The sequence below is a fragment of the Tateyamaria algicola genome (assembly GCF_047715485.1).
Taxonomy (GTDB): Bacteria; Pseudomonadota; Alphaproteobacteria; order Rhodobacterales; family Rhodobacteraceae; genus Tateyamaria.
Genome location: NZ_CP180422.1, coordinates 364,469 through 381,044, shown reverse-complemented (window position 1 = coordinate 381,044; position 16,576 = coordinate 364,469). Strand labels below are relative to the sequence as shown.

Here is a 16,576-nt window from a genome sequence, read left to right as displayed (position 1 = left end):
ACCGCAGCTTTGGCCCAGGCTGGTTAACGGAGTGTTAAGGTTGTGGATACGCGCCGATTTTTCAACCTGCGCGGGCGGCCATCGCCTCGGCAAAGCGCTCGAACAGGTAATAGCTGTCCTGCGGGCCGGGGCTGGCCTCGGGGTGGTATTGCACCGAATAGACCGGCTTGCCTGCCACGCGGATACCGCAGTTTGACCCGTCAAACAGCGAGGTATGCGTTTCCACCACACCGTCGGGAAGGGTCTGGGCATCCACGGCGAAACCGTGGTTCATCGAGGTGATCTCGACTTTGCCGGTTTCCAGGTCTTTGACCGGGTGGTTGGCGCCGTGGTGGCCGTGGTTCATCTTGATCGTCTTGGCCCCGAGGGCGAGGGCCAGCATCTGGTGGCCGAGGCAGATGCCGAAGACCGGCGTGTCGGTTTTCAACACGTCCTTGATCATGGGCACGGCATATGTGCCCGTTGCTGCCGGATCGCCCGGACCGTTGGACAGGAACACGCCATCGGGTTCATGTGCCATCACCTCTTCGGCCGTAGCGGTGGCGGGCAGCACGGTCACATCGCAGCCCGCAGAAGCGAGGCAGCGCAGGATGTTGCGCTTGGCCCCGTAGTCGATGGCGACGACCTTGTGCTTGGGCGCGTTCTGGGGCGTGTACCCTTCGGGCCAGGCCCAGCGTTTTTCGTTCCAGCGGTAGGACTGGGCGCAGGTGACATCCTTGGCCAGATCCATCCCTTCGAGCCCTGCAAAGCCGCGCGCGGCGGCCACAAGTGCCTCTGCGTCGAAATTGCCGTCCGGATCATGGGCGAGGGCCACATGGGGCGCGCCCGCCTGCCGGATCGCGCGGGTCAGCCGCCGGGTGTCCACGCCGCCGATGGCGATGCGACCGCGTGCCGCCAGCCAGTCCGACAGTTCCTGCACCGCGCGCCAGTTCGAGGCGGCGGTGGGCATCCACTTGACCACCATGCCCGAAGCGACCGGATCGCCGGTTTCGTCATCTTCGGGGTTCACGCCGGTGTTGCCGATATGGGGGAAGGTGAAGGTCACGACCTGACCGGCATAGGAGGGGTCGGTCATAATCTCCTGATAGCCGGTCATGGCGGTGTTGAAACACAGTTCAGCCTCGGTCTGGCCGGTGGCGCCAAAGCCCTGTCCGTAAAACAGTGTTCCATCGGCAAGGGCGAGGCAGGCGGTGGGTGTGGTGGGGGCGGCAGCGTTCATGGACAGACCTTTGGGGGCTGGGGGCGGGGCAGGCGCAACGTGGCAGGTTTTGGCAAATTGCGCGGAAACTAATGGGACGGCGCGGCGCGGTCAAGCGAGATCGGAATTTTGCAGTTCCGTTTGTTTTCAGTGACTTAGAGGATTGGCTGCGGCTTGCCTCACCGTGGTGCATGCCATATGGTCACCCACTCAACACGTGGCCATGGGGATGGACATCACAAATGGATTTGCGCACCAAGATTTCGGCCGCGCTCAAGCAGGCCATGAAAGACAAGGATGCCGCACGTCTGTCGACGTTGCGTCTGGTGAATGCGGCGATCAAGGACAAGGATATCGACGCCCGGGCGGCCGGTCAGGACGACGGGGTCGGTGAGGGCGAAGTGCTTGCCATCCTTGGCAAAATGTCCAAGCAGCGTGCGGAGAGCGCGCGCACCTATGAAGAGGGTGGGCGGCTGGACCTGGCGGAGCGCGAGTTGGAAGAGATCAAGGTGATCGAGGAGTTCCTGCCCCAGCAGCTGGACGAGGTGGCCTCGGCCAAGGCGGTTGATGCGGCCATTGCCGAGGTGGGTGCCGACAGCATTCGCGACATGGGCAAGGTCATGGGCGTGCTGAAGGCCAAGTATACCGGTCAGATGGACTTCGGATCGGTCGGGCCCATGGTCAAGGACCGTTTGTGCAGCTGATAGGACGAAGGCGGAGATTTCCGCCTTACGGGGTGCAGGTAAGGCGCAGCTGATGCTGCGCCTTTTGTCGTTCGAGCAGGGTGATGGAAGAGGGCGGAGGACACCTCCGCCTTACCGGGCCGCCCGGTTTGGCGTCGTAAGGCGTACCTGTGGTGCGCCTAGCGTCGCAGCGCGCTGAGCAGGTCGTCGTAGAGGGCAATGCGTTCCTCTTCGCTCAGGAACGCGCCGATCTCGACCTCGCGCCCCTTGCCCTTGAGCGTGACGTAGTGCGGCACCGGCCCCTCGCTTTCGTATTTGGTCACTTGCGTCCAGTACCGGTTGCAGTCCCATTCCTGCACGGCCCCATTTGCGTCTGTGCGCGTGAGGTGGGTTTCGTCCGCATCCAGCGTCAGCACCTCGATGATCTGGCGCGCGCGGCGATTGCGCCGCAGGGCGTAATAGATGCCCCACACCGCCAGCATGAGGAACGGCAGCAGACCCCACAGCACCACGCTGCCCAAGAGCGGCAGGGCCGGGATCAGGATCAGGGTGAAGGTCGACAGGACAAAGGCCGCCATGCCTTTTTGCGGCAGAGAGTTGTGCGGCCAGAGTTGCAGTTCCTGGCGGGGGGCGTCTGTGTCTGTTGTCCAGCGGTAGGGCATGGAGCAGTTATATCGCGCATCGCCCGCATGTCGAAAGGCAGGGTGTCGCAGGGCCCGCGCGATCGCAGCGCGGGCCCTTTGGGTGTCAGAGGTCTGTCACGACGGCGGGTGCACGCGTCGGGTTGAGTGTGGGGGCGGGCACCGCTGTGGGCGCTTGCTGCGCGCCCGAGGCGATTTCGGCCCGGTAGAGTTTCAGCAGGCCGCGTGCCCCTTCAGGTTGGCCTGCGATCTGGGCGAAGGTCTGATCACCCCCGGCCAGCGCCCGGTTATAGGACGTGACCAGCAGGTTCTGCTCGAACGCGTTCAGCGTGCCCGTGCGGGGGTAGCCGAGATAGGCCTGGTAGTCGCCGATCGCCTCGCGGGTGCGGCTGCCGACCTGACCATCCACCGTGCCTGCGTTGAAGCCGAAGTAGTTCAGCGACGACTGGATTTCGCGCCCTTCCTGCGTGGCCGGGATGCTGGGGCGATAGGTCTTTTTCGTGGTGCGCGGGGCCGAATAGGCACGCGGCTGTGCGGCGTAGGTTTGCGGGGTTACGGTGCGCGCACGGGTGCGTTGTTGCGCCTTGTTCTTGCGCACCTCGTTCTGGATGATGGCGCCCGCCACGCCGCCCAGCAGCGCGCCAGCGATGAAGTCCTTGCCATCGGCGGCAACGCGTGTGGCTGGCACAAGGGCGAGCGAGGCCGCGAGGGCGGCAGATGTGAGTTTGGTCGACAGCATGTCGTGTTCCTTTCCTCGTTTCTCCTGCACGGTGCGGGTCACGTGTTCGGGCAGCGCGGTCCACGGGGCAGTGATAGGACAGGCATATGGGGCAGAGGCCGGGTCGAGGAAGATGTATTAGCCCCTTCGCGCGCGCGTGGGCGGCGGTTCGCGCGTTTCGGTGGAGGCTTGGGCGGGAGATGGCCCAGTTTTGTTACATGATATTGCATAACACGGCAGGTGGAACTGCGGTTTTTCAGGTGTTTTTGGGGCGCTGCCCCAAACCCCGGAGTTTATCTAGCAAGATGACTGTGGATCAGGATGTGCGGCGAAAGCTGACCAGTAGTGGTAGAACAAAGAGCGACACAGCGAGCCCCAAATACCCCAGAACGGCCCATTTATGGAGATGAGCTGCAGCGTTGTTTTGCTGCATGAACGCCGTGAGGTCCGCCTCTGAGAGGTCCGACAGTGTGTCTGGCATGGCAAAGATGTTGGTGGGCTCCAAGAGGCTGACGGCAACCCAGCCAAGTACGATGATCCAGTGGATCGTGTAGGAGAGCAGGCGTTGAGACGCGGCCTGCCAACGGTGGGTCAGCGTGTGCCATGCGCCGAGACACAATAGTATCAGCAGGGGGACCGTCAGTCCGCTGACCACGGAGAGAGGCCGCATCGTAGGTGGCAAAATTTCGGGGGTGGATGAGTTCAGCGTCAGCGTTTCCGAGACGACCCAGGCCGCCAGCACGACCCCACATAGTCCAGCGAGCGCTAAGGCGTGCTTTGTTGCAGAGACATGGCGTCGATACATGACCGTGCTCAATCCGAGCAGCACCGCGATGCACGCGATTGAAAATGTATCGAGTAGCGGAGTGTACAGCATCTGGTCTTCTGGCTTTGGCGATTTGAAAAAGGGCCCCGGTCGCCACCGGAGCCCTTCTTGTTTTTTAGGTCAGTCGCACCGCTAATGGCCCGGCTGTTTGTCCCAGTCTTCCTGCTTGGGCAGGATTTCGAACGTGTGCTCTGGCGGTGGGCTGGGCAGTGTCCATTCCAGCGTGTCCGCATACTCGTTCCAGGGGTTGTTCTCGGTCACCTTGGCACCGCGCAGCAGCGAATAGATGATGATGCCGAAGAAGAACAGGAACGAGGCAAAGCTGAGGAACGCGCCCCACGAAGACCATTCATTCCAGTAGGCGAACTGCTCGGGATAGTCGATGTAGCGGCGTGGCATCCCTTGGCGGCCCAGGAAGTGCTGGGGGAAGAAGGTGATGTTGGCACCGATGAACATCGTCCAGAAGTGCAGCTTGCCTGCCCATTCAGGGTACATCCGCCCGGTCATCTTGGGGAAGTAGAAGTAGATCCCCGCAAAGATCGCAAACACGGCCCCCAGCGACATCACGTAGTGGAAGTGCGCCACAACGTAATATGTGTCGTGATAGTAGCGGTCCACGGCAGCCTGGGACAGAACGATGCCTGTGACGCCACCAAGGGTGAACAGGAACAGGAAGCCGAAAGCCCAGAGCATGGGTGTCTTCAACTCGACCGAGCCGCCCCACATGGTGGCGATCCAGCTGAACACCTTGACCCCGGTCGGGACCGCGATGACCATGGTCGCCAGCATGAAGTAGGCCTGCTGGTTCAGCGACATGCCGACCGTGTACATGTGGTGCGCCCACACGACAAAGCCCAGCACACCAATGGCGATCAGCGCCCAGACCATCGGCAGATAGCCGAAGATCGGCTTGCGCGCGAAGGTCGCGATCACGTGGCTGATGATGCCGAAGCCGGGCAGGATGATGATGTACACTTCGGGGTGACCAAAGAACCACAGGATGTGCTGGTAAAGCACGGGGTCGCCGCCACCGGCCGGATCAAAGAAGGTGAAGCCGAAGTTGCGGTCCATCAGCAGCATGGTGATCGCGCCCGCCAGAACCGGCAGGGACAACAGGATCAGCCACGATGTGATAAAGATCGACCACGAGAACAGCGGCACCTTGAACAGGGTCATGCCCGGGGCACGCATGTTCAGGAAGGTGGTGATCATGTTGATCGCACCCAGGATGGACGAAGCACCCGAGACGTGGACCGCAAAGATCGCAAGGTCCATCGACATGCCTTGTTCATTGGTCGACAGCGGCGGGTACAGAACCCAGCCGACGCCCGACCCAAGCTGGCCATTGCCACCCGGCGCCAGCACCGAACAGATCGCCAGCGTCGTACCGGCCACATAGAGCCAGAAGGACAGGTTGTTCATGCGGGGGAACGCCATGTCCGGCGCGCCGATCTGCAAGGGCATGAAATAGTTGCCAAATCCACCGAACAGGGCGGGAATCACGACAAAGAACATCATCAGGATGCCGTGGCCGGTGATCAGCACGTTCCAGAGGTGCCCGTTGGGCGTACAGGGCGTGGAGGCATCCGCGAACATGCGCGCCCCTTCCATACACATGTACTGAACGCCCGGATCCATCAGTTCGAGCCGCATGTAAACGGTGAAGGCCACCGAAACAAAGCCGACAAGGGCAGATACGATCAGGTACAGAATACCGATGTCTTTGTGGTTTGTGGACATGAACCAGCGGGTAAAGAAACCACGCTCGTCTTCGTGCTCGTGCCCGTGAATGGCTGCGTCTGCCATGCGGTGCCTCCTGGCTTAATTAGGTCAGCGCATGCGGGGTTCCCGTCCACATGCGGTTTCTTCAATGCTTCTAGAGTTTTGGCTGGCCCGCATCAATGGAAGATCGTCGCCGCAACCGGGGTGAATTGTCGCGCGTCCTTGCGAAATCGCGCCAAGTCACCGTCTTTCACCGTTTCTGGATGCGAAACAGTGCTTGGAAATCGGGGGGACTGGTTTCTGCTGTGCACCATATCTCCCAAAATGGCCTTAATTTCGTAACCTCTTCATCATCTTTCGTCCTTCGATAAGTCTGATTCCGGCTTCAGGTGTTCAGGTCACAGGCGCAATCCGCGCGGCAGATCAGAATGGCTGGCAATGGCAACGAACGACAACACGAATCCCGGCACCGAAGGTAGTCAGGTTATCTCCGGGACAACCGGCACCGACACCCTGACTGGCGCATTTGGCGCTGACACGGTGACCGGCGGGGCAGGTGATGACGTTCTGCGCGGTGACGGCCCGGTCGAGGGCGCGTGGCACTTCGAGACGTTCGACTACAACTTTTCGTCTTCGGCGGGCCAAGCCTTTGATATTGAGAACGGAACGCGCACCGGATCGGGCTATGTCACCGATTTCAACGAGGGCGGGCTGACCAATTCGGTGCGCGGCACCACGGGCAACCCCGAAGATTTCGGTGTCATCTATACCAGCACGCTGAACACCACGGCGGGCGGCACCTACCGTCTGACCACATCGTCGGATGACGGCTCCACCATCCAGATCTTTGATTCCAACGGGGATCCGGTTCAGTTCGCCAACCAGACCGGCGGCACGCTCGACTATCTGAACAACGACTTCCACCAGGGCACGACCACGCGGTATGGCGACGTGCAACTGGACCCGAACGAGACGTATACGATCCAGATCCGCTATTGGGAAAACCGGGGCGGCGACGCCTTGTCGGCGACCATCAGTGGCCCCGATACCGGCAATGTGTCCGAAAGCCTGCTGACAACCGACATGATCGGCACGCCGCCCGGGCCCGAATACTCGGTCACCGGTACACCTGCCGGGGTCGAGGGCGCGGACAGTCTTGATGGTGGTGCGGGCAACGACACAATCATCGGCGATGGCGGCGATGACACGCTGATCGGGGGCGATGACAACGACTCCGTATCGGGTGGCACCGGCGATGACAGCCTGACGGGCGATGCGGGCAGCGACACGCTTGAGGGCGGCGCCGGCTCTGACATCATCGAGGCCGGGTCGGGCAATGACAGCCTGGTCGGCGACGAGGGGTCGGGCACGACCATCCTATACTCCGAGGATTTCGAGGGCACGGTCGAGGGTTGGTCCAACAATCAGACCGAGACTGATCCGAACCTTGGCACCTCGCTGGGCCGCTTTGGGGCGGGCGACGGCGCGATTGCGACCGAACGCACCTTCCAGCTGGGTTCGGATGCCGAACAGATCGAGGTGGATTTCGACGCGCTGCTGCTGGACAGCTGGAACGGCGAAGATTTCATCATCACGGTCAATGGCACCGAAGTGCGCGTGCCTTTCCTAGAAAGCGACACGTCGGACCCGGCACCGCAAAGCTTTGTCGGGCCGGATGGAGCCACCTACAGCTTTACCTTCACCAACACGGCAACGGGCGAGCTGGGTTACTCGGTAGGGACGGATGACACGATCCTTGGCGTGGCGCTGACGATCACGAACCCGCCCACATCGCTGACCATCGGCTTTGGCTCGGACCTCAACAGCACGATCGCAAACGAGAGCTTTGCCATCGACAACTTCAGCGTGGCGCGGGTGGACACGGCCGATGACACGCTGACGGGCGGGACGGGCAATGACACGCTGACCGGTGGGGCGGGCGATGATGTGTTCGTCTACAACACCGGGGACGGCGACGATGTCATCACCGATTTCAATGCGGGCAACAGTGGCGCGCTGAACGACGGCGATCAGACCAACAACGATTTCATCGACCTGAGCGCCTACTACTCCCACATCCACGAATTGCGCGCGGACCTTGCCGATGACGGGGTGCTGAACCAGTCGGTTGGTGATTTCTCGGACAACACGTCGCTGGCCGGTGGCTCGCTCACCTTTACGGGCGTGTCAGGTGCGCAACTGACCGAGGACAACACGAACGTGGCCTGTTTTACCGATGGTGCTCTGATCGAAACGGAGGATGGCCCGGTTCCGGTCGAGCAGTTGCGCAAAGGCATGCGCCTTGTCACCTATGACAACGGCAACCGGCCCGTGCGCGCCGTGCTGCGTCGCATGGTGGACGCGTCGGGCGATCTGGCGCCTGTCCATATCAGTGCCGGTGCGCTCGACAACGCCCGCGACCTGCTGGTGTCGCCTGCCCACCGGATGCTGATCAGTGATTGGCGTGCGCAGATGCTATTTGGCGCGGACGAAGTGCTGGTGAGCGCGGTGAACCTTGTGCGCGGTGATCTGATCCACCGCGCGCCGCGCCCGCGGGTCACCTACTACCATATTCTGATGGACCGGCACGAGATCATCTTTGCCGAAGGCGCTGCGACCGAGAGCTTTCATCTGACCCGCGAAGCGGCAGAGGCGGCAGAGTTTGGCGACAGCGAAGAGGGGGCCGTGGCCGCCGAGATCGCGCGCATCTTCCCCGAGTTGCTGATGTGTGCCAGCCGCTGCGTGCGCCCGGTGATGCGCGGATACGAGGCACGCGCGCTGGCGGGCATGTTGGGGTAGGGCGGCAACGCAGGCCAGACGGTCACCTGACAGCCGAACGCCTGACGATGCGTTTCAAAGGTCCGAAGTCACGCCGACCCGGTTCCCGACCGAAGATGAGCAGCGCACCCAAAAGGTTCAGTCCTGTGCAAAGACTTGATCGAATGTCTGCCTGAGTGCGACATCCACGTCGCCCATCGTCACAGGCAGGCCGAGATCGACAAGGCTGGTCACGCCGTGTTCTGCGATCCCGCAGGGCACGATCCCGTCAAAGTGGCCGAGGTCGGGTTCGACATTGATCGACAGGCCGTGAAAGCTGACCCATTTGCGCAGGCGGATGCCGATGGCGGCGATCTTGTCCTCGGCCGGTGTTCCGTCGGCTTGTGGCGGTTTTTCCGGGCGCTGCACCCAGACGCCCACCCGCCCTTCGCGGATGTCGCCGCGCACGTTGAACGTGTCGAGTGTGGCGATCACCCAGGCCTCGAGGTTTTGCACAAAGGCGCGCACGTCGCGGCCCCGTTTGCCCACATCGAGCAGCGTGTAGGCCACGCGCTGGCCGGGCCCGTGATAGGTGTACTGGCCGCCGCGCCGCGTCTCGTAGACGGGAAACCGGTTCGGGTCTGTCAGGTCAGCCGCTTTGGCGGATGTGCCAGCGGTATAGAGCGGGGGGTGTTCGAGCAGCCAGATGCATTCATCCGCCGTGCCCGCAGCGATGGCGTTGGCGCGCTCTTCCATCCATGCCTCGGCGGTGCGGTAGTCGGTCAGCCCCGGTGTTGTGATCCACTCGACCATGGCGCGTCAGGGCAGCAGCCCCGCCTCCTTGATCGTGGCGATGTTGGCACGGCTGACCGGCACCTCGGTGCCGTTGGACATGGTGAGGATCGCGCGGTCGCCTGCGCGCCGTGCGCTGCGCACCTGATCGAAGGCCGCCCAGTGTGAGCGGTGCACCTGTGCGCCGGGTGTGTCGCCCACTTCTTTCATCGCGTCGCTTAACCGCAGCAATACCAGCGCCTCGCCCTTGATTGTCTGGATGCGCACATAGTGGTCTTCGACCGAAAGCGCCACCAGCGCGCCGCGCTTGTCCACCGGCACCCGGTCGAGAATGCGGGGCGGGGCAAGGGGTGTCGGCATGTCCCGGGATTGCTGTTTGACCAGCGCAAGGGCGGTCGTCACGATGGCGGCGATCCCGAAAGTGGTGGCCAGGAATGCGGGCAGTTCGGCCGCGCTGGGCATCCATCCGAAGGTGATCAGGTTGACCCCGATCACCACGAGGTTGGCACAAACACCCGTCACAAGTGCCGTCACCGTCACGTTCAGCCACAAACGTTGGCGCGCCATGCGCCATGTGACAAGCGCGTCGCTGATCGACCCGATGCCATAGGTCAGCCCCACGATAGCAAGCCAATAGACCAGCCGCTGTAGCAGCGCCAACCGGTCATCCGTTCCGAACGGACCCGCAACGCCCAGCACCGCCGCGATCGCCAGCACGGCGATCAGCGTGACCGGGTGGGCCATATGCGCCCGCCATTCGCGAAGCGCAGAGTGCGGATGTCCGTCATTCACGAAGCTGATCCCCTGTTTCACGCAGTTACAATGGAATGGCCGCGCGCCCCCTGTCTAGCTGAGGACCACTGGATCAGACAGCACGAAAGGACGCGCCCTTGGCCCTTAACCCCATTCTCGACGCCGCCCCGGTCATTCAACTGCACATCATTGCCGCCTGCACCGCTTTGGCCGTGGGGCCGCTGGCCCTTTACCGCAGGCGGCGCGATGTGATCCACAAGCTGTTTGGCTACTCTTGGGTGTTGGCGATGGCCGTCACGGCGCTGTCGTCCTTCTGGATCCACTCGTTCCCCGTGATCGGGCCGTTCAGCCCCATCCACCTGTTGGCGGTCTTTGCGCTCTGGTCGCTCTATGAGGGGATGCGGCATGTGCTGGCCGGGCGGATCACTCAGCACCAGCATGCGATGCGCGGGCTCTATTGGCATGGGTTGATGGTGGCGGGCCTGTTCAACTTTCTGCCCGGGCGGGCAATCAACGTCATGTTTTTCGGCGATCTGCCCGATCTTGGCTACGTGGTCCTTGGGCTGGGGCTGACGGCCATTGCGGTCTCTGTGTTTCGCGGGCGACGGGCCGGGCCGGCATGAGGTCAGGCGGCCTCTTCCTTGGCCACCTGTTGCAGGATCTGGGCGTAGTTTTCCACGCTTTGCGCCCCAGTGATCAGGTACTTGCCGGCAAAGACCATGGAGGGCACGCCGGATATGCCACGCGAGGTCCAGAACGCCTGTTTCTCGCGCACCGAGTCCGTCAGCGCGCCGCTGCTCAGCACCTGTGCGGCCTCGGCCCGGTTCAGGCCCACGGACTCGGCAACGTCGAGCAGCACGTCATGGTCCGACACATCCCGTTGATCGGTGAAATGCGCCTTGAACAGCGCCAGTTTCAGCGGGTGTTGCAGACCCTGGGCCAAGGCAAAGTCGAGCAGTTGGTGCGCTGCAAAGCTGTTCACGATGCGGCTGTTTTCGGAAAAGACGAAATCAATGCCGAGGCTTTTGCCCAAAGTTACCAGATGCGCGCGGTTCTGCGCGGATTGTTCCGGGGTGCTGCCGTATTTCTCTGCGATATGTTCGCTCAGGTTCTGGCCATCGGGTGGCATCGCGGGGTTCAATTCGAACGGATGCCAGCGGATGCGCGCGCCCATGCCCGTGACGCCAAGTGCCTGTTCCAACTGGCGAAAACCGACAATGCACCAGGGGCACATCACGTCTGATACGATGTCGATCTCGATCACGGTCTGGGTGTCAGCTGTGCTCATGTCCGGGCTTTCGCTTTATGTCATTACTATTCAGATCACGATGGGGCGCGCGAAATTCAAGCCATTTGGCCGATCACGTTTTGAGGGTAGGGAAATAATGACTTCGCGAATCCCTGCGGAATGGTACGGTGGAGGTGTATTTTCCGGAGGTTTATTCATGTTCACCAAGACAATTACTGCGTCCGTTCTTGCCCTGTCCGTTGCCCTGATCCCCGCCAGCCGTGTTGCGGCGGATGCGGGTGACTTTGTCGCCGGTGCGATCATCGGCGGGATCGTGGGCCACGCAGCCACCAAGCAGAACCAGCGCAAGAAAGCGGCCACGCGGTCCTATACCAAAAAGACCTACAAGCCGCGCCTGCCGTCGACGCAGGAGGGGCGCGAGATTCAGGCCTCTCTCAACTATTTCGGGTTCAATGCAGGGTCGGTCGACGGTCAGTTGGGCCAGCGGTCGCGCAATGCGATTTCCGCCTATCAGGCCTATATGGGCTATCCCGCGACCGGTCAGTTGTCGCCGTTCGAGCAGAACCTGCTGATCAGTTCCTACAACCGGGCGCAGGCTGGCGGGTACGCCGTCACCCAACAGATCGCAACAACGCCGGATGGCACGCGCGGTCTGCTCAAGACCTACCGCGCAGAGCTGGCAGGCCAGACCGCGGCCCCGGTCACTGGCACAACCATCGTTGTGGCGCCCCAGCCGACCACCCCGACAGTTGGCACGACGACCACAACCACGGTGGTCGCAGCCGCACCGACCCCCGCCGCGCCTGCAGCGACCGGTTCGGCCCTGCCCAATTTCCTGGGTGGTGGAGCGCAGCAATCGCTGGCCTCCCATTGCAACACCGTGTCGCTGCTGACCAACACCAATGGCGGCTTTACCACGGCGGCGGCGATGACCGATCCCAACGTGGCGCTGAACGAACAGTTCTGCCTTGCGCGCACCTATGCCATCGCGACCAGCGAAAACATGATTGCCAAGGTGCAGGGTTTCACCCCGGATCAGATCGCGGCCCAGTGCAAGCAGTTTGCCCCCGCAATGCAGCCGCATGTGGCCGCGCTGGCGCTGAAATCGCAGCCCGAAGTGGTGCAGGATGTGGCGAGCTTTATCCTCACCACCGGCATGTCGCCCGCGCAATTGCAGGGCACGGCCCGTATCTGCATGGGTGTCGGTTACCGGACGGATGACATGGATGTGGCCCTTGGCTCTGCCCTGATGCTGTTTGCCATGGGCGATCACGTCTACGGCGAATTGATGGGGCACCATCTGGCGCAGGGCTTTGGCACGTCGCAGCGGGTCGATGCCGCACGGGTCTGGTATGCCGAGGGCATCAAGGCGGTGGATGCGGGCGCGCCCGCGGTCTTTGCCCCCGGTCAACCCGAGCGGGTCGAATTGCTGCGCAAGGCCTCGTTGAGCCTGGGCACTTCGCAGTCCGGTCTGGCACCGGCCCAGCCGCAGGTCCAGCCCGCTGCCTTGCCGACATTCGGCCTCGTCAGCGAGTAAAACCAAGACGCCTTTGCGATCCTGGCCGGGGCCCTTGCGGGTCCCGGTTTTTCTTTGCTGGTTTTCGCTCTTGGCATCCGCTGCGTTCGCAGCTAAAGACCCCTCACCAAGTCAAGGCGTGCGGCCGTGGCGGAATTGGTAGACGCGCAGCGTTGAGGTCGCTGTGAGGTAACACTCGTGCGAGTTCGAGTCTCGCCGGCCGCACCATATTCAATGGCCTACCGCCTTCGGCTACTTGAGGCCGTTTTGGTTCGAGCAGTGTCCTCTCACCCGCACCGCTTGGGCATATCATTCCCCTACGCAAAAAATGTTCTGTGCCTTTGGCTTGCACCTTGCCTGTGCATTCTGTCCTATCGGGGCAAGTGAATGCCGGGGGGATGGGAATGCCGGGGCCGTTGGACAGTCTGAATGTCGTCGAGTTTGCGGGTCTCGGGCCTGCGCCGCTGGCTGGGCAATTGCTGGCGGATCTGGGTGCGCGCGTCACGGTGATCGACAAGGCCACGGGGCCTGCGCAGCCTCATGATGTGAACCGGCGCGGCAAGCGGTCGGTGGCGCTGAACCTCAAATCGGAGGCGGGGCGCGCGGTTGCGCAGGAGTTGATTGTACGCTCGGACATCCTGATCGAAGGGTTTCGCCCTGGCGTGATGGAGCGTTTGGGCCTTGGGCCTGCCGACTGTCCGGATCACCTGATCTATGGCCGCATGACCGGGTGGGGGCAAGACGGACCCATGGCGCACGTGGCCGGGCACGACATCACCTATCTGGCGCAATCTGGCGTGTTGAGCCTGATGGGATCGGCGGGCGCACCGCCCAAACCGCCCCTGAACCTCGTGGCCGACTATGGGGGCGGCACGATGTTTCTGCTCTATGGTCTGCTCGCCGCCGTGATCGCGCGTGGCGTGACGGGCAAGGGGCAGGTGGTCGATGCCGCCATGGTGGACGGCGTGCCCGCCATGATGGGTCTGATCCATGGGTTGATGGCCCAAGGCGTGTGGACCGCGCAGCCGGGCACGAACTGGCTGGATGGCGGCGCGCCGTTTTATCGCTGCTATCGCTGCGCGGATGGGCGCGACGTGGCCGTGGGTGCGCTAGAGCCTCAGTTCTATGCCCTGTTGCTGACGGGCCTTGGCCTGTCCGATGCGGCGCTGCCCGAGCAGAATGACCGGGACGGGTGGCCCATGCTTGCCGCGCGGTTCGAGGCTGTGTTTGCCAGCCACCCGCGCGATCATTGGGCGGAGGTTTTTGCGGGCACGGATGCCTGCGTGGCGCCGGTACTGACGCTGGATGAGGCGGCACGTGATGCGCATATGGAGGCGCGTGGTGTCTATGTTGACGTGAACGGTGTGCGGCAGGCGGCGGTGGCCCCCCGGCTGAGTGGCGCGCCTGCGCTCACGCCGCCACCGCCCACGGGTGCGGGGGCCGAGACAGAGGCCGTGTTGGCAGAACTGGGCTATGACACCGCTGCCATTGCGTCCTTGCGTGCAGATGGGGCGCTGACGTGAAGGCGCTGATTGCAGGCGGCGGCATCGGGGGGCTGGCCACCGCCATTGCGCTGCGTCTGCGGGGCTGGGAGATCTTTGTGCTGGAACAGGCGCCTGAACTGAGCGAAGTGGGCGCGGGGTTGCAGATTTCCCCCAATGGCTGGCGCGTTCTTGAGGCGTTGGGCGTTGCGCCGCATCTGCAAGCGACCCTGTTTGAACCCGAAGCGATCGAGATGCGGTTGGGGCGCTCTGGCTTTTCCGTCTTTCGCCTGCCGATGAAGGGCTATGCGCAACAGCGCTGGGGCGCGCCTTACATGCATATCCACAGGGCCGATCTGGTAGATGCACTGGCTGCACGGCTGCGCACGCTCGCACCGGATGCCGTGATGACCGGTCAGAGCGTCACGGGGTACGTGCAAGAGGGTGAGCAGGCGGGTCTGCTGTTGAAGGATGCAGAGACTCTGTGGGCCGATATCGTGATCGGGGCTGATGGGCTGCACTCCGTCATACGGCGTCAGATGCTGGGCCGGGGCGCGCCGCGCTATACCGGCAACGTGGCCTGGCGCGCGGTTGTCCCGGTTGCGGCCCTTGGGGCTGATGCGCCACCGCCATCGGCTTGTGTCTGGGCAGGCCACAACCGCCACGCCGTCACAACGCGGCTGCGCGCCGGCACCCTCGCCAATTTCGTTGGCATGGTGGAAGAACCCGAACCCGCCCCCGAGGGTTGGCGTGAAGAGGGGCGCAAGGCAGATGCGCAAGCGGCGTTTCGGGATTGGCACCCGGTGATCGCGACCCTGATCGACAAGGCCGAGGTGTTGAACCGCTGGGCGCTGTTTGACCGCGCGCCCTTGCCGCGTTGGCACGAGGGACGTGTGGCACTGATGGGGGATGCCGCGCACCCGATGTTGCCGTCCATGGCGCAGGGTGCCGTACAAGCCCTTGAAGATGCATGGATACTGGCGGCAGCCCTCGCGAAATCCGACACGCCCGAGGACGGGTTTCAGACCTACTTCAACACCCGCATTGCGCGCACGTCGCGCATCCAGAAGGGCTCGGCCGCGAATGCGCGCATGTTTCACAAAGCCTCGGCCCTCGGACAGATCGGGTTTTACGGGCCCATGGCGCTGGGCGCGCGCATCCTGCCCGGGGCGATCCATGCGCGTCAGGACTGGGTCTATCGCTATGACGCCACGACCGCGCTTTAGCTGGCGTTGCGCACGGACATGGGGGTCTGGCCTGTCCAGATATGGAAGGCGCGGTAGAACGAATTTGGATCGCGGTAGGCCAGCAGATAGCTGATTTCCTCGATGTTGAGGTCGGTGTCGGCAAGGTATCGGCGCGCGAGGTCTTCGCGCGTGGCATCCAGCAGATCCTGGTACCGCGTGCCTTCGGCCTTGAGGGCGCGTTGCAGGCTGCGGATGCTGAGACGCAGGCGCGAGGCGGCGGCCTGCACGCTGGCCTCGCCTGCGGGCAGCATCTCGGGCAAGACGCTGCGTACACGCGCGCTCATCGTCTGGTCTGACATCTGCAATTGCATCTGTCGGCGAAAATTGGGTTCCAACTGCGCCCATTGCTCGGGGTCTGCCGACAGCAATATGCGCTCTGCGTCATCGGGGCCCAGGCGCAACGTCGCCGCGCCGCCAATCGCAACGGGGCAGCCAATGAATGCCTCGACGGCCGCGTGGCAGGGCAGGCGTTCGGGCAGGGTCGCGTGGCGCGGCACCACATGCTGGCCGGTGCAGGTGCGCATCGCCTCGATCAGAAACACCAGTTCGGTCGCCGCGAAGGAGGCGGGCAGGGGGTGCGCTGAGACATTGGATGACTTGGTGATGGTCAGCGCGCCGGAATCACCGCGCCGCAAGCCCAGATGCAGCGGCCCGCTAAGCGGTTTGAACAGGGCCAGACGTTCCAGCCCGATGGCGATGCTCGGGCTGCAGGTAAAGGCAAAGAAGGCCGGGTTAAACGGCCCGCGCGCATATGCCTGCCCAAGGAACAGCGGCGCATCCGCGCGCCCGGATTCCGCGATGATCGCCTCCCACCCGGCAAAGAAGTCCTCTGCCGTGACACCGCGTCCTTCGTTTTGCAGAAAGTCTGCGGGAAAGCGCATGCGGCGCATGACGGCGACCGGGTCGATGCGCAACAACCCGCATAGCTGTTCAGTCGTGCGCGCGATCTTGTAACGGAGTTGGGAGATATCGGACATGGCACCGAGAATGCCC

15 protein-coding genes and 1 tRNA gene are annotated in these 16,576 nt (G+C 63.0%); 7 read left to right on the top strand and 9 right to left on the bottom strand.

Annotated features, from left to right (window positions below):
* Positions 1-61: 61 nt before the first annotated feature.
* Positions 62-1,219 (bottom strand): glutamine-hydrolyzing carbamoyl-phosphate synthase small subunit, encoded by a 1,158-nt coding sequence (gene carA / locus ACMHLQ_RS04215; protein ID WP_415403534.1) that lies wholly within the window; start codon positions 1,217-1,219, stop codon positions 62-64.
* Between the two features lie 221 nt (positions 1,220-1,440).
* Here carA and ACMHLQ_RS04210 point away from each other — a divergent pair, with 221 nt between their 5' ends.
* A complete protein-coding gene (locus ACMHLQ_RS04210; protein WP_415403532.1) occupies positions 1,441-1,902 on the top strand; it encodes a GatB/YqeY domain-containing protein in 462 nt (153 codons plus the stop codon).
* 158 nt (positions 1,903-2,060) lie between these two features.
* On the opposite strand, the gene ACMHLQ_RS04205 is transcribed toward ACMHLQ_RS04210, so the two are convergent.
* The 4 genes from ACMHLQ_RS04205 to ctaD form a co-directional block, all read right to left on the bottom strand.
* Positions 2,061-2,543: a DUF2244 domain-containing protein gene (locus ACMHLQ_RS04205; RefSeq protein WP_415403530.1), complete on the bottom strand. Its 483-nt coding sequence runs from the start codon at positions 2,541-2,543 to the stop codon at positions 2,061-2,063.
* A gap of 85 nt (positions 2,544-2,628) precedes the next feature.
* Positions 2,629-3,261, bottom strand: coding sequence for a peptidoglycan-binding domain-containing protein (locus ACMHLQ_RS04200; RefSeq protein ID WP_415403528.1), 633 nt, complete (start codon positions 3,259-3,261; stop codon positions 2,629-2,631).
* A gap of 295 nt (positions 3,262-3,556) precedes the next feature.
* Positions 3,557-4,117 (bottom strand): hypothetical protein, encoded by a 561-nt coding sequence (locus ACMHLQ_RS04195; protein ID WP_415403526.1) that lies wholly within the window; start codon positions 4,115-4,117, stop codon positions 3,557-3,559.
* An 81-nt stretch (positions 4,118-4,198) separates the two neighbouring features.
* A complete protein-coding gene (gene ctaD, locus ACMHLQ_RS04190) occupies positions 4,199-5,872 on the bottom strand; it encodes a cytochrome c oxidase subunit I (protein WP_415403524.1) in 1,674 nt (557 codons plus the stop codon).
* Between the two features lie 354 nt (positions 5,873-6,226).
* On the opposite strand from ctaD, the gene ACMHLQ_RS04185 reads away from it, so the two are divergent.
* The gene (locus tag ACMHLQ_RS04185; protein ID WP_415403522.1) at positions 6,227-8,587 is read left to right on the top strand and encodes a Hint domain-containing protein; all 2,361 of its coding nucleotides are present in this window, start codon (positions 6,227-6,229) and stop codon (positions 8,585-8,587) included.
* 117 nt (positions 8,588-8,704) lie between these two features.
* Here the strand turns inward: ACMHLQ_RS04185 and lipB are convergent, their stop codons facing one another.
* Positions 8,705-9,358, bottom strand: a complete 654-nt coding sequence (gene lipB / locus ACMHLQ_RS04180) for a lipoyl(octanoyl) transferase LipB (protein ID WP_415403520.1) — start codon at positions 9,356-9,358, stop codon at positions 8,705-8,707.
* A 6-nt stretch (positions 9,359-9,364) separates the two neighbouring features.
* A complete protein-coding gene (locus ACMHLQ_RS04175) occupies positions 9,365-10,081 on the bottom strand; it encodes a LytTR family DNA-binding domain-containing protein (RefSeq protein WP_415403518.1) in 717 nt (238 codons plus the stop codon).
* Between the two features lie 146 nt (positions 10,082-10,227).
* Between ACMHLQ_RS04175 and ACMHLQ_RS04170 the strand changes: the two genes are divergently transcribed.
* Positions 10,228-10,713, top strand: a complete 486-nt coding sequence (locus tag ACMHLQ_RS04170; protein WP_415403516.1) for a DUF2306 domain-containing protein — start codon at positions 10,228-10,230, stop codon at positions 10,711-10,713.
* A gap of 2 nt (positions 10,714-10,715) precedes the next feature.
* On the opposite strand, the gene ACMHLQ_RS04165 is transcribed toward ACMHLQ_RS04170, so the two are convergent.
* The gene (locus tag ACMHLQ_RS04165; RefSeq protein WP_415403515.1) at positions 10,716-11,378 is read right to left on the bottom strand and encodes a DsbA family oxidoreductase; all 663 of its coding nucleotides are present in this window, start codon (positions 11,376-11,378) and stop codon (positions 10,716-10,718) included.
* Between the two features lie 157 nt (positions 11,379-11,535).
* On the opposite strand from ACMHLQ_RS04165, the gene ACMHLQ_RS04160 reads away from it, so the two are divergent.
* From ACMHLQ_RS04160 to ACMHLQ_RS04145, 4 genes are all read left to right on the top strand, one after another.
* On the top strand, positions 11,536-12,876 hold the full coding sequence (locus ACMHLQ_RS04160; RefSeq protein ID WP_415403514.1) for a peptidoglycan-binding domain-containing protein: 1,341 nt from the start codon (positions 11,536-11,538) through the stop codon (positions 12,874-12,876).
* Positions 12,877-12,996: 120 nt separating this feature from the next.
* Positions 12,997-13,083: transfer RNA gene (locus ACMHLQ_RS04155), tRNA-Leu, on the top strand.
* A gap of 176 nt (positions 13,084-13,259) precedes the next feature.
* Complete coding sequence (locus ACMHLQ_RS04150) at positions 13,260-14,378, top strand: CaiB/BaiF CoA transferase family protein (RefSeq protein ID WP_415403512.1); 1,119 nt, start codon at positions 13,260-13,262, stop codon at positions 14,376-14,378.
* Positions 14,375-15,562 carry an FAD-dependent monooxygenase gene (locus ACMHLQ_RS04145; protein ID WP_415403511.1) on the top strand — a complete coding sequence of 396 codons (1,188 nt, stop codon included), beginning with the start codon at positions 14,375-14,377 and terminating at the stop codon, positions 15,560-15,562. Before ACMHLQ_RS04150 ends, ACMHLQ_RS04145 begins: the two co-directional genes overlap by 4 nt.
* On the opposite strand, the gene ACMHLQ_RS04140 is transcribed toward ACMHLQ_RS04145, so the two are convergent.
* A complete protein-coding gene (locus tag ACMHLQ_RS04140; RefSeq protein WP_415403510.1) occupies positions 15,559-16,560 on the bottom strand; it encodes an AraC family transcriptional regulator ligand-binding domain-containing protein in 1,002 nt (333 codons plus the stop codon). The genes ACMHLQ_RS04145 and ACMHLQ_RS04140 overlap by 4 nt on opposite strands.
* Positions 16,561-16,576: the final 16 nt, after the last annotated feature.